The 12,316-nt window shown below is 70.2% G+C and carries 13 protein-coding genes; 7 read left to right on the top strand and 6 right to left on the bottom strand.

Features of this window, described 5'->3' with window-relative positions; translation table 11 throughout:
• The first annotated feature begins 3 nt into the window (after positions 1-3).
• Positions 4-1,074: a ribosome small subunit-dependent GTPase A gene (gene rsgA, locus KZC57_RS15730; protein ID WP_060923175.1), complete on the top strand. Its 1,071-nt coding sequence runs from the start codon at positions 4-6 to the stop codon at positions 1,072-1,074.
• Positions 1,075-1,083: 9 nt separating this feature from the next.
• On the top strand, positions 1,084-1,557 hold the full coding sequence (gene bcp / locus KZC57_RS15725; protein ID WP_105949568.1) for a thioredoxin-dependent thiol peroxidase: 474 nt from the start codon (positions 1,084-1,086) through the stop codon (positions 1,555-1,557).
• Positions 1,558-1,572: 15 nt separating this feature from the next.
• On the opposite strand, the gene KZC57_RS15720 is transcribed toward bcp, so the two are convergent.
• Complete coding sequence (locus KZC57_RS15720) at positions 1,573-1,959, bottom strand: hypothetical protein (protein ID WP_060923177.1); 387 nt, start codon at positions 1,957-1,959, stop codon at positions 1,573-1,575.
• A gap of 230 nt (positions 1,960-2,189) precedes the next feature.
• On the opposite strand from KZC57_RS15720, the gene KZC57_RS15715 reads away from it, so the two are divergent.
• Positions 2,190-2,438 carry a WhiB family transcriptional regulator gene (locus KZC57_RS15715; protein WP_017203224.1) on the top strand — a complete coding sequence of 83 codons (249 nt, stop codon included), beginning with the start codon at positions 2,190-2,192 and terminating at the stop codon, positions 2,436-2,438.
• A gap of 60 nt (positions 2,439-2,498) precedes the next feature.
• On the opposite strand, the gene KZC57_RS15710 is transcribed toward KZC57_RS15715, so the two are convergent.
• Positions 2,499-3,983 (bottom strand): sensor histidine kinase, encoded by a 1,485-nt coding sequence (locus tag KZC57_RS15710; RefSeq protein WP_060923178.1) that lies wholly within the window; start codon positions 3,981-3,983, stop codon positions 2,499-2,501.
• Positions 3,984-4,007: 24 nt separating this feature from the next.
• Positions 4,008-4,394: an Rv3235 family protein gene (locus KZC57_RS15705; protein ID WP_060923179.1), complete on the bottom strand. Its 387-nt coding sequence runs from the start codon at positions 4,392-4,394 to the stop codon at positions 4,008-4,010.
• Positions 4,395-4,579: 185 nt separating this feature from the next.
• Between KZC57_RS15705 and KZC57_RS15700 the strand changes: the two genes are divergently transcribed.
• The gene (locus KZC57_RS15700; protein WP_060923180.1) at positions 4,580-5,191 is read left to right on the top strand and encodes a hypothetical protein; all 612 of its coding nucleotides are present in this window, start codon (positions 4,580-4,582) and stop codon (positions 5,189-5,191) included.
• 3 nt (positions 5,192-5,194) lie between these two features.
• Here the strand turns inward: KZC57_RS15700 and KZC57_RS15695 are convergent, their stop codons facing one another.
• Positions 5,195-5,473, bottom strand: a complete 279-nt coding sequence (locus KZC57_RS15695) for a helix-turn-helix domain-containing protein (RefSeq protein WP_060923181.1) — start codon at positions 5,471-5,473, stop codon at positions 5,195-5,197.
• Between the two features lie 98 nt (positions 5,474-5,571).
• Here KZC57_RS15695 and KZC57_RS15690 point away from each other — a divergent pair, with 98 nt between their 5' ends.
• On the top strand, positions 5,572-6,192 hold the full coding sequence (locus KZC57_RS15690) for an SAF domain-containing protein (protein WP_247642157.1): 621 nt from the start codon (positions 5,572-5,574) through the stop codon (positions 6,190-6,192).
• Positions 6,189-7,472 carry a P-loop NTPase gene (locus KZC57_RS15685; protein WP_247642156.1) on the top strand — a complete coding sequence of 428 codons (1,284 nt, stop codon included), beginning with the start codon at positions 6,189-6,191 and terminating at the stop codon, positions 7,470-7,472. Before KZC57_RS15690 ends, KZC57_RS15685 begins: the two co-directional genes overlap by 4 nt.
• Here KZC57_RS15685 and KZC57_RS15680 read toward each other — a convergent pair.
• Together KZC57_RS15680 and secA are read right to left on the bottom strand one after the other, a co-directional pair.
• A complete protein-coding gene (locus KZC57_RS15680; RefSeq protein WP_060923649.1) occupies positions 7,363-8,589 on the bottom strand; it encodes a pyridoxal phosphate-dependent aminotransferase in 1,227 nt (408 codons plus the stop codon). The genes KZC57_RS15685 and KZC57_RS15680 overlap by 110 nt on opposite strands.
• 68 nt (positions 8,590-8,657) lie before the next feature.
• Positions 8,658-11,462: a preprotein translocase subunit SecA gene (gene secA / locus KZC57_RS15675; protein WP_083371093.1), complete on the bottom strand. Its 2,805-nt coding sequence runs from the start codon at positions 11,460-11,462 to the stop codon at positions 8,658-8,660.
• 189 nt (positions 11,463-11,651) lie between these two features.
• Here secA and KZC57_RS15670 point away from each other — a divergent pair, with 189 nt between their 5' ends.
• Positions 11,652-12,284, top strand: a complete 633-nt coding sequence (locus KZC57_RS15670; protein ID WP_083371053.1) for a PadR family transcriptional regulator — start codon at positions 11,652-11,654, stop codon at positions 12,282-12,284.
• Positions 12,285-12,316 lie beyond the last annotated feature (32 nt).

The raw sequence follows: 12,316 nt of genomic DNA, 5'->3' as shown, positions 1-12,316 counted from the left end.
CGGGTGAGCTGGCTGAACGACGCCGACGACCTCGAAGACGACTTCGAGGACTACGACGAGAGCAGCATCCGCACCCGGCCGAACCCGAAGGCCAACCGTCCCCGCACCAAGCGACGCCCCGCGCACGAGGACGCGCAGATCGGCCGCGTCCTGGGCGTCGACCGTGGCCGGTACTCCGTGCTCCTCGACGAGGACACCGCGCAGGAGCGTACGATCACCGCCGCCCGCGCGCGAGAGCTGCGGCGCACGCCGATCGTCACGGGCGACCGGGCCCGCGTCGTCGGCGACACCTCGGGCGACGAGGGCACGCTCGGCCGGATCGTGGGAATCGTCGAGCGCACCTCGCTCCTCCGCCGCAGCGCCGACGACACCGACGAGGTCGAGCGGGTGATCGTCGCGAACGCGGACCAGATGCTCGTCGTCGTGGCCGCCGCCGACCCGGAGCCGCGTGCCCGGCTCGTCGACCGCTATCTCGTCGCGGCCCTGGACGCCGGTATCCGCCCGCTCCTCGTCGTGACGAAGACCGATCTCGCCGACCCCGCCCCCTTCCTCGCGCACTTCGAGGGCCTCGACCTCCGTGTGTTCACGAGCGCACAGGACGAGATGCCGGTCGACGAGATCGGCGCCGCACTCATCGGCCACTCGACGGTGTTCGTCGGACACTCCGGTGTCGGCAAGTCGACGCTGGTGAACGCCCTGGTGCCCACCGCGGGCCGCGCCACCGGACACGTGAACCAGGTCACCGGCCGCGGGCGTCACACCTCCTCCTCCACCGTCTCGCTGCGCTACGAGAGCGCCGACGGCTCCGGCTGGGTCATCGACACCCCCGGTGTCCGCTCCTTCGGTCTCGGGCACGTCGACCCCGCGAACATCCTCGCCGCCTTCACCGAGCTCGCCGTCATCGCGGAGGACTGCCCGCGCGGCTGCACCCACCTCCCCGACGCTCCCGACTGCGCCCTCATCGAGGCGGCGGACCGCGGCGAGCTGAGCGAGACCGGACGCGCTCGCCTCGACTCCCTGCAGCGCCTCCTGCAGACCTTCGCCGACAAGGCGGAGCAGCCCCCCGGACGATAAGCTGGGGCCGTGACCGAACGCCTGGAAACCGGAACCGCCGCCCCCGACTTCTCCCTGCTCGACCAGGACGGGAACACCGTCCGCCTGGCCGATCTGCGCGGCACGAAGACGGTGCTGTACTTCTACCCGGCCGCCATGACGCCGGGGTGCACGACGGAGGCCTGCGACTTCCGCGACAGCATCTCGTCGCTGCAGGGCGCCGGGTATCAGGTCGTCGGCGTCTCGCGGGACGAGCCGGCGAAGCTCGCCGCCTTCCGCGACCGCGACGGCCTCACGTTCCCGCTGCTCAGCGACCCCGACCACGCGGTGCACGAGGCGTACGGCGCCTGGGGCGAGAAGATGAACTACGGCAAGGTCGTCGAAGGCGTGATCCGCTCGACGTTCGTCCTCGACGAGGACGGCGTCATCACGAGCGCGCAGTACAACGTGAAGGCCACGGGCCACGTCGCGCGGCTGCGCAAGCAGCTCGGCATCGACGCCTGACAGGGCGGCGCGGACTCACTCCGCTTCGCGTCGGGTCCCCTCCCGGCGCGCGCTCGCTATGAGGAGCGCGAAGCCCGCGACAGCCGGGATGCCGAGTCCGAGCACGAAGGCCCACGGGATGGGCGGCAGCGTGAGGGCGCCGAGCGCCAGGGCGATCGCGAGGACCTGGAACACCACCCCGCCCGATCGCGCCCAGGAGCGTCCGGCGCGAGTGCCGAACGCGAAGGCCGCGAGCGCGGCGGCGCCGATCAGCGTCAGGACGATGAGAGCGATGGCCGTCGGCAGCGACGCGGCGTCCCCGGCCCCGAGTCCGGCCATCTCGATCACGGCGAAGACGAGCAGGGCGACGGCTTCCACCGCCAGCACGGCGGCGGCGGCGCGGGCGATTCCCGGTGCGCGCACGGGTGTCCTCCCGGGGATCGAATGACGAGAAAACCCTTGATTTCAGGGTATTCATGTAACAGAATAGAGAAAGTCATGTGCTCCCACAGCGGCGTGGGGCGAACGTTCGCGTTCGCATCACAATCAGCGGGCATCCGCCCGTATCTCAACAGGGTAGCGGAACCCGAACCGTCGCCCGAATCGAGAGGTCGCATCGCGACATCTCATGAAATCCACACCGAGGAGCCCCCATGGACTGGCGTGACAAGGCCGCCTGCCTGACCGTCGACCCCGAACTGTTCTTCCCCGTCGGGAACACCGGCCCGGCCGTCGATCAGATCGAGAAGGCCAAGACCGTCTGCGCGACGTGCACGGTCACCGAGATCTGCCTGCAGTACGCCCTGGAGACCAGCCAGGACTCGGGCGTCTGGGGCGGCCTGTCCGAAGACGAGCGCCGCGCGCTCAAGCGTCGCGCCGCACGCGCCCGTCGCGCCTCCTGAGATTCGCGAAGCGGCCTGAGACATCGTCTCAGGCCGCTTCTGCATGTTCCGGGCAGAGCGTCAGCGCTCGAGCCAGCGCAGCGGGATGTCGATGACCACCTCGGTCCCCTCGCCCTCACTCCCCCGCCAGTCGATCGTGCCGCCGAGCTCGCCCTGGATCAGGGTGCGGATGATCTGGGTGCCCAGGCCCTGACCGATCCGGCCCTCCGGGAGCCCGTGGCCCGTGTCGCGGACCGTCACGCGGAGGTTGTCCTCGGTGCGCTTGGCGTCGATGGTCACGACACCCTCCTGCCCGGCGAGGCCGTGCTCCACCGCATTGGTCACGACCTCCGTCAGGGCCAGCGCCAACGGAGTGGCGTACTCGCTCGGGAGCACGCCGAAGTGTCCCGTCGACTGGGTGCGGGCGCGCGTGTTGGGAGCCGACGCCACTTCGGCGACGAGCTTGAGCACGCGATGGAAGACCTCGTCGAAGTCGACTTTCTGCGTCAGCCCCTGGGCGAGGGTATCGTGCACGACCGCGATCGCGTCCACACGGCGCATGGCCTGCGTGAGAGCATCCCGCGCCTCGTCGGAGTGCGTGCGTCGGGCCTGGATCCGGAGCAGAGAGGCCACGGTCTGCAGGTTGTTCTTGACGCGGTGGTGGATCTCCCGGATCGTCGCGTCCTTGGTGATGAGTTCCTGCTCCTGGTGGCGCAGCTCCGAGACGTCGCGGCAGAGCACGATGGCCCCGATGCGTGTGCCGTGATCCTTCAGGGGGATGGCGCGGAGCGAGACCGTCACGCCACGCGCCTCGATGTCCGTCCGCCAAGGCGCCCGACCGGTCACCACCACGGGCAGCGACTCGTCGACCTGCCGGGAGGGCGGCACGAGCCGGGTGGTCACCTCGGCAAGGGACTCCCCCTCCAACTCGTCGTCGAAGCCCATCCGATTGAACGCGGACAGGGCGTTGGGGCTGGCGAAGGTCGTGATGCCGTCCACGTCGATCCGGATCAGCCCGTCGGACGCCCGGGGAGCGCCACGGCGCGGTGACGTGGGGGCTGCCGGGTCCGGGAAGCTGCCGTCCGCGATCATGCGGAACAGGTCGTTGGCACACTCGTCGAAGGTGATCTGCTGACGCGACGGCGTGCGCACCTCCCCGAGGTTGGTGTGCCGTGTGACCACGCCGATCACGCGAGGAGCCTTGTCCTCACCCCGACGCTCGATGACGATCGGGACGGCGCGGACCCTGGTCGGTGTCTCCTCGAACCAGTCGGGTGAGGAGGAGTCCACGATCTCCGCCGACTCGAAGGCACCCTGCACCTGCGTGCGCCACTGCGGACGCACCCGCTCCCCGACGATGTCGCGGTAGAACAGCGTCGCCGCGCCGCTCGGTCGTGCGTGCGCGACGGCGACGAACGATCCGTCGTCCGTCTGGATCCACAGGACGATGTCGGCGGAGGCGAGGTCCGCGAGGAGCTGTCCGTCACCGGCGAGCCGGTGCAGCCACTCCACGTCGTCGTCGGTCAGAAGGCCCTGGGCCTGGGCGAGATCACTGAGGGTTGACACCTCACCAGCCTAGGCTCCCCCGCCTCAGAGGATGGCGAGCGACGTCGCGCGCCACCGGTGGTCGAGCCCTTCCAGCCGGAGGGCCACCGCGCGCGTGCGCCCCGGTCCCGCCACCACCACGACAGCCTCTACGATGCCGTCCCGCGGGTGGGTCACCCGCACAGTGCGGATGACGAAGGTGGGCCGCGACGGCGCGACACCACGAGCGCTGCGCGCACGGGCGGCGAGGTTGGCCCGGACGACCACGCTGCGGTAGGCCTCCTCGCTGAACCACCGGGCGAGCTGGTCCACCTCCCGCACCCCCGCCAAAACCTCGAGCGCGCCCTGGGTGAGGCTCCGCACGAGAAGTGCGGGGTCCGGAAGCTCATCGGCCGGGGTGGGCTGCGGTCCGAAGTACTCGGCCAGCATCATCTCGATCTCCCTTCGAAGGGGTCGGCGAGCCGTCAGTAGAACACGTTCCCGGTGCGGCACGGGCGCCACCGGCCCAGGTCTGTGGACAACCCGTAGACGACCGCAGCACGGGCCGGAAGGAGTGCGGTCTCGGCAGGGATGTGGATAACTCGGAGGAGGCGACGCCCGCCCCTACGCTCGGTCGGGTGCACTGGGAATCCCTCTTCGACGACTTGGAAGGACAGCTCGCCGCGGAGTGGGAGGCGGAACGCGCCGCCCGCGACGCCGAATCCGAGCGGCTCCGCATCGCCCGGCTCGATCTGCGCGCACGATTGCGTCATCTGTGCGACGAGCGCACCGACACGACGCTCCACCTCGCCGACGGCGCGCGTGTCCCCGTCGGGCTGCGGTCCTTGGGAGTGGACTGGCTCGCCGCCGTCTCCCGAGTGCCCCAGGGCGCGCGCGTGCCGAGCTCCATGCTGCTGATCCCGATGACGTCGGTCCTCGGGCTCACCGTCGACCATGGCTCGATGCTGAGCAGCCTCGTCGACGAGAGCCAGGGAGCGCCGACGCTCCGCGAGCGGATGTCGCTGGGTTTCGCTCTCCGCGACCTCGCGCGTCGTCGCCTCCCGGTGCACCTCCGTCTCCTCGTCGGGGACGACCTCCACGGGACCATCGATCGCGCCGCCGCCGATCACCTCGACCTCGCCGAGCACGACAGCGGCGCAGCTCGTCGGGCCGACGCCGTCCGAGGATTCAGGATGGTGCCGTACGCGGCGCTGGCGGCGATCCGGGTGCAGGGGACGGCGACGCTCTGACGCTCAGCGGTGCCGCGCCGCGGAGGAGCCCCACAGCTCGGGGAAGCTCGCGGCCTGCGACTGCCGCCACAGGGCCATCCGGCGCGCCTCCTCCGTCTGCGCGGCCAGGTACTCCTCGATGCTCGGCTCCTCGATGCGCCAGCGCGCGGGAGCGCCCAGGGGGGCACCGCGAAGATGACCGGCGTGGACGAGCGCGATGACCTCGTCCACGTCGATGCTCAGCAGCTCTGCCACCTGCGCTGGCGCGAGGAACCGGGGGGTGTGCGGGTGCGGGGGTGTCATGCCCTCATTCTGGGTGCCCACGGCGCGCGCCGTACGGGCAGGCGCGAGCCTGTGGATAACTCGACGGCCCAGAACCCCGCGTCTGTGACCATATCGCCATGGCCCCGCTCTCCCGCTCCCCTCGTCGCTTCCGCGGTGATGCCCGCTTCGCGGTGGGCACCGTGCTCGTCCTCGCATCGATCGCCGGCGTCTGGTTCGTCCTCACCTCGTCCGACCAGGCGGTCCCGGTGCTCCAGGCACGACGCACGATCGCTCGCGGGGAGGTCCTCCGTGCCGCCGATTTCGAGACGGTCGATGTGGCGCTCGGCGCGGTGTCCGACGAGTACCTCCGGCCGGATCAGCTCCCTGCGGGACAGGTCGCCGTCCGAACGCTGACGGAGGGCGAGCTGGTGCCAAGGACGGCGATGACCGCGGCCTCGGACAGTCGCACCACGACGGTCGTCGTCGAGAGCAGCGTGGGTCTCCCGGAGGACGTCGCGGCGGGAACCGAGGTGGAGATCTGGCAGGCACCGCTGCGCGAGGACGGACGCTCGTACGATGAACCCCGCATCCTCGTGGGGGACGTCGTCGTCCGCGCTGTCCTCGAGCCGGAGGGACTGCTGGCGGAGAATGCGGCGGAGCTGGAGATCGTGATCGATCGGAGCGACGTCGCTGCGGTCCTCGCCGCGGTCACCGGTGGCGCCGCGCTCTCCGTCGTCCCGGTCGGAGCCGGGTCGTGAGCGTCGTCCTCCTCGCCGTGACCCAGCCTCGAGCCGACGAGCTGGTCGCCGAACTCGAATGGGAGGGCGTCTCCGCCCTCAGCCTCCCATCCGCGTCCGCTTCCGCGATCATCGCCCGTCTGCAACCGGACGTGGAGGCTGTCGTCGCCCCCGCGACCAGGGCTGTGCTGACCCCCGAACTCCTTTCGGCGTGCGATCGCGCCGGCGTCCGCATCGTCACCCTCGGAGGCACGGACAGCCGGGCGGTCATGCGGAAGGGCCTGGCCCCGCCCCTGCGCACGGATGCTCCGGGATGGGAGATCGCTGCAGCGCTCTCCACCGACGTGCGGCACCCTGTCACGGGCCCGCCGAGGGCGGCGTCCCGCCTCACGGCCATCTGGGGCTCGCACGGAGCGCCAGGACGCTCCACGATCGCCGTTCAGCTCGCCGTGGAACTCGCGCGGCGCGGGCGCCGGACGGCGCTGATCGACGCCGACACAGTGGCGCCCTCTCTGGCTCTGCTCCTCGGGATGGACGACGACGCCCCAGGGCTCGCGGCAGCCTGCCGTCGCGCCGAGGCCGGTGCGCTCGATCCGGCCGAACTGACCCGCCTGTCCGCCCGGCTCGCCGCAGGCGGCGCCGAGGTCGACGTGCTGGCGGGCCTCAACCGTCCGAGCCGCTGGCCCGAGCTCTCCGACGCGCGGATGCGGGCGACGCTGTCGGTCTGCCGGAGGTGGGCGGAAGAGACCGTGGTGGACGTCTCAGCCGCCGTCGACACGGACGAGGAGGCGATGTACGACGTGGTCGGCCCGCGGCGACACGCCGCGACCGTCGCGACGTTGAGCGAGGCGGACCGGGTCGTGGCTTTGGCCCTGGCGGACCCGCTGGGGGTCAGCCGCTTCCTGCGGGACCATGCAGAGCTGCGGCGTCTGGTCGGCCAGACGCCGGTGACGGTCGTCGTGAACCAGGTCCGTCCCGGGCCGCTCGGCCTCGACGCCCGAAGTCAGATCCGACGCACGCTGGAGCGGTTCGCCGGGCTCACCGATATCGCCTTCCTCCCGCTGGACCGCCGTGCCGTCGATGCGGCTCTCCTGCATGCCCGGCCGATCTCCGATGTCGCGCCGCGGTCGGCGCTGGTCGCCGCCGTGCGCCGGCTCGCGGCCGACCTCGACCGCTCCGTCTCCGGGGAGACTACTGCCGGTAGCTCGACAGGAAGTTCCCGAGGCGCTCGACGGCTTCGCTCAGCACTCGCGGCTCTGGCAGGGTCACGAGGCGCAGGTGATCCGGCGTCGGCCAGTTGAAGCCCGTCCCCTGCACGAGCAGGATGTGTTCGGACACCAGCAGATCGTAGACGAGCTTGGCGTCGTCGCGGATCTCGTGCACGTTCGGGTCCAGTCGGGGGAACGCGTAGAGGGCGCCCTGAGGCTTCACGCAGGACACACCGGGGATGGCCTCCAGCCCCTCCCAGGCGATGTCGCGCTGCTCGTGCAGCCGCCCGGTCGGGGCGATCAGGGCGTCGATCGACTGCACGCCGGACAGCGCCGCCTGGACGGCGTGCTGCGCCGGGACGTTCGGGCAGAGCCGGGTCGAGGCCAGCAGCGTGATGCCCTCGATGAAGCCCTTGGCGTGGTCCTGCGGACCCGTGACGACCATCCAACCGGACCGGTAGCCGGCCACGCGGTAGGTCTTGGAGAGCCCGTTGAACGTGAGGCAGAGCAGGTCGGGGGCCAGGGTCGCCGTCGGGATGTGCACCGCGTCGTCGAACAGGATGCGGTCGTAGATCTCGTCGGAGAGGATGAGGAGCTGGTGCTCGCGCGCGATCTGCACGAGGCCCTCCAGCACCTGCCGGGAGTAGACCACGCCGGTGGGGTTGTTCGGGTTGATGATCACGAGCGCCTTGGTCCGCGGCGTGATCTTCGACCGGATGTCCTCGAGGTCGGGCTGCCAGCCCGCGTCCTCGTCGCAGAGGTAATGGACGGGCGTGCCACCCGCGAGGCTGGTCATGGCCGTCCACAGCGGGTAGTCGGGCGCGGGGATGAGGACCTCGTCCCCCTCGTCCAGCAGCGCCTGCATGGTCATGGTGATGAGCTCGGAGACCCCGTTGCCGAGGTACACGTCATCGGGATCGAAACGGGGGAACCCGTCGATCTCCTCGTACCTGCTCACCACGGCACGCCGGGCGGAGATGATGCCCTTGCTGTCGCTGTACCCGTGGGCCGTGGGGAGCGCGGCGAGCATGTCGTGCACGATCTGATGCGGGGCGTCGAAGCCGAAGATCGCGGGATTGCCGGTGTTGAGCTTGAGGATCCGGTGGCCCTCTGCTTCCAATCGCGCCGCCTCGACGAGGGCGTTTCCGCGGATCTCGTACAGGACGTTCTTGAGCTTCGACGACTGGTCGAAGGTGCGCGATGGTGTCATCGATCAAGCCTACAGGGACGACAGGAGGGCCAATCCGCACGGACTGGCCCTCCTCGTCACCCGAAGGCCTACTTCTTCTTCTTGCTCTGCGCGCGCCGCTGCTCGCGGTTGCCCGCCGCCGGGGCGGCCGCCTCCGTGCGCTGCCCGAAGGCGCCGCGCGGGGCCTCCTCCGGTTCGGCCTGCTGCGGAGCCTGCGCCCGAGCCGCAGCCTGGCGCATCCGCTCGGTCGCGGCCTGCTGCACCTGCCCGCGGTCGTTGCGGACCTCGACCTCGCCGGCGTCGTTCGCCGCCGAGTACTCCAGGCGCTGCTCTCCCCCGTCGGTGGCGAGCCCCTTGGCCTCGACCTCCGCCGTCTCGGCGTCGCCGGCGCGACGGACCTCGACCTCGAGGTTGTAGAGGTAGCCGACCGACTCCTCCTTGATCTGGCCCATCATCGACTGGAACATCGCGTAGCCCTCGCGCTGGTACTCGATGAGCGGATCGCGCTGCGCCATCGCCCGGAGGCCGATGCCGTCCTTGAGGTAGTCCATCTCGTACAGGTGGTCGCGCCAGCGGCGGTCGAGCACCTGCAGGACGACGCGACGCTCGAGCTCGCGGGTCGCGGCCTCGCCCAGCGACTCCTCGCGCTTCTCGTAGGCGATCTTCGCATCCGAGAGCAGCTCGCGCGTCAGGCCCTCGGCGGTGATGCCGCCCTTGCGTCCTGCAGCCTCCGACACGACCTCGTCGATCGTGACGCTCACCGGGTACAGGGTCTTCAGCTCGGTCCAGAGGGCGTCGAAGTCCCAGCTCTCGTTGTGGCCCTCGCCGGTGTGGTCCTTCACGACGCCGCTGATCGCGTCCTCGATGAAGTGCTGCACCCGATCGGCGATGTCGTCGCCCTGGAGGATGTGGCGGCGGTCGGCATAGATCGCCTCGCGCTGACGGTTGAGGACGTCGTCGTACTTGAGGACGTTCTTGCGCATCTCGGCGTTGCGGGCCTCGACCTGCGACTGCGCGCTGCGGATCGCCCGGGACACGAGACCCGACTCGATCGGCACGTCGTCAGGGAAGTTCGTGCGGGCGAGGATCGCCTCGGCGGCGCCGGACTGGAACAGCCGCATGAGGTCGTCGGTGAGGCTCAGGTAGAAGCGGCTCTCGCCGGGGTCGCCCTGGCGACCGGACCGACCGCGCAGCTGGTTGTCGATGCGGCGCGACTCGTGGCGCTCGGTGCCGAGCACGTAGAGGCCACCGGCTTCGATGACCTTCTCGGCCTCCTCCTCGACCACCTTCTTCATGGTCTCGTAGGTCTCGTCCCACGCGACCTCGTACTCCTCCGGCGTCTCCACCGGGTCGAGTCCCTTCGCCTTGAGCTCCTGCACCGCGAGGAACTCGGCGTTTCCGCCGAGCATGATGTCGGTGCCTCGTCCGGCCATGTTCGTCGCGACCGTCACGGCGCCGAGGCGGCCGGCGCGGGCGACGATCTCCGCCTCACGGGCGTGGTTCTTCGCGTTCAGGACCTCGTGCTTGACGCCCTTCTTGGCGAGCAGGCGCGACAGGTACTCGCTCTTCTCGACGCTGGTGGTGCCGACGAGCACCGGCTGCCCGCTCGCGTGGCGCTCCGCGATGTCCTCGACGACCTGCGCGAACTTCGCGGCTTCGTTCTTGTACACCAGGTCCGGCTGGTCCTTGCGGATCATCGGCTTGTTGGTCGGGATCGGGATGACGCCGAGCTTGTACGTCGACATGAACTCGGCGGCCTCGGTCTCGGCGGTACCGGTCATGCCGGCGAGCTTGTCGTAGAGGCGGAAGTAGTTCTGCAGCGTGACGGTGGCGAGGGTCTGGTTCTCGGCCTTGACCGGCACCCCCTCCTTCGCCTCGATCGCCTGGTGGATGCCCTCGTTGTAGCGGCGTCCCACGAGGATGCGCCCGGTGTGCTCGTCGACGATCATGACCTCGTCGTTCATCACGACGTAGTCGGTGTCCTTCTTGAACAGCGCGAGCGCCTTGATCGAGTTGTTCAGGAACGAGATGAGCGGCGTGTTGGCGGACTCGTAGAGGTTGTCGATGCCGAGGTAGTCCTCGACCTTCTCGATGCCCGGCTCCAGGACGCCGACGGTGCGCTTCTTCTCGTCGACCTCGTAGTCCTCGCCGGCGACGAGCGTGCGAGCGATCTTGGCGAACTCCGCGAACCAGCGGTTCGCCTCGCCGGAGGACGGCCCGGAGATGATGAGCGGCGTGCGCGCCTCGTCGATGAGGATGGAGTCCACCTCGTCGACGATCGCGAAGAAGTGCTCGCGCTGGACGAGGTCCTCCTTGCGCCAGGCCATGTTGTCGCGGAGGTAGTCGAAGCCGAACTCGTTGTTCGTGCCGTAGGTGATGTCGGCCGCGTACTGCTCGCGGCGCACGGCGGGCGTCTGACCGGACACGATGATGCCCGTCGTCATGCCGAGGGCGCGGTAGACGCGGCCCATGAGCTCTGCCTGGTAGCTCGCGAGGAAGTCGTTCACGGTGATGACGTGCACGCCCTCGCCGGCGATCGCGTTCAGGTACGCGGGGAAGGTGGCGACGAGGGTCTTGCCCTCACCGGTCTTCATCTCGGCGATGTTCCCGAGGTGCAGGGCCGCGCCACCCATGATCTGCACGTCGTACGCGCGCATGCCGAGCGTCCGCTTGGCGGCCTCGCGCACCGCGGCGAAGGCCTCTGGCATGAGCTGGTCGAGCGTCTCGCCCTTCTCGTAGCGGGCACGCAGCTCGGCGGTCTCGTTGCGCAGCTCGTCGTCCGTGAGCTGGGAGATGTCCTCCTCGAGGGCGTTCACCGCCTTCACCACCTGGTTCAGACGGCGGATGATCCGCCCCTCACCTGCGCGCAGCAGCTTCTCAAGAGGATTCGCCACGGATGTCATCTCCCTGTCATTGGGTCATTCGCCGGCCGCCGTGAGGCGAGCGCCAGGCATACTTTGCCATGTTACCGGCCTGTGACCTCCACGTCGCCTGCATGGGTCCGCCGCGCCGCGTCCGGGAAGTTGCCCGGTATGCATATACTCGGCACTGCTTTCCATCCGCCAGCTTTCAGGAGACCGGTCATGTCCGTACGCCAGAGCCTGCTCGCCATCCTCGATCAGGGCCCCTGCTACGGCTACCAGCTGCGCCACGAGTTCGACCGCCGGACCGGATCGACCTGGCCGCTCAACGTCGGCCAGATCTACAACACCCTGGAGCGGCTCGAGCGCGACGGGCTGGTCCAGCGCGGGGAGGCCGACGAGCACGGCCACGTCTACTGGCGCATCACCGCAGCGGGCTCGGCCGAAGCGGCGCGCTGGCTCGCCGCTCCGGTGCTCCGCGCTCCGGCGACGCGCGAGGAGCTCGCCGTGAAGCTCGCGGTCGCCGCGACGTTGCCCGGAGTGGACGCCGCGACCATCCTCCGCCGCCAGCGGGACGCCTCGCAGCAGCGGCTGGAGGAGCTGCGCCGCACGCCCTCCCCCGGGCTCGCGGCGGGCAGCCCCGAGGATCTCGCGTGGTCGCTCGTCCTCGACTCGCTCGTCTGCGCCGCGGAGGCCGAACTCCGGTGGCTCGACCAGGCGGAGGCCCGACTCGCGCAACACCCCCATCCCGAGATGGCCCTGGAGCTGACCACCGAACGCCCCAAGCGAGGACGCCCCGCGAAGGCGGCGCCCTCGCCCGTCGCCGGCGGCGATCCCGTCGCCCTCCCCGCCTGAAGCACCAGCCCGCGGTGCCGGCCGTTCGCCTG

The organism is Microbacterium sp. KSW4-4 (assembly GCF_023091185.1).
Lineage (GTDB): Bacteria > Actinomycetota > Actinomycetes > Actinomycetales > Microbacteriaceae > Microbacterium > Microbacterium paraoxydans.
Note: the sequence above shows the minus strand (reverse complement) of the source record. Positions and strands in the feature narration are given on the sequence as shown.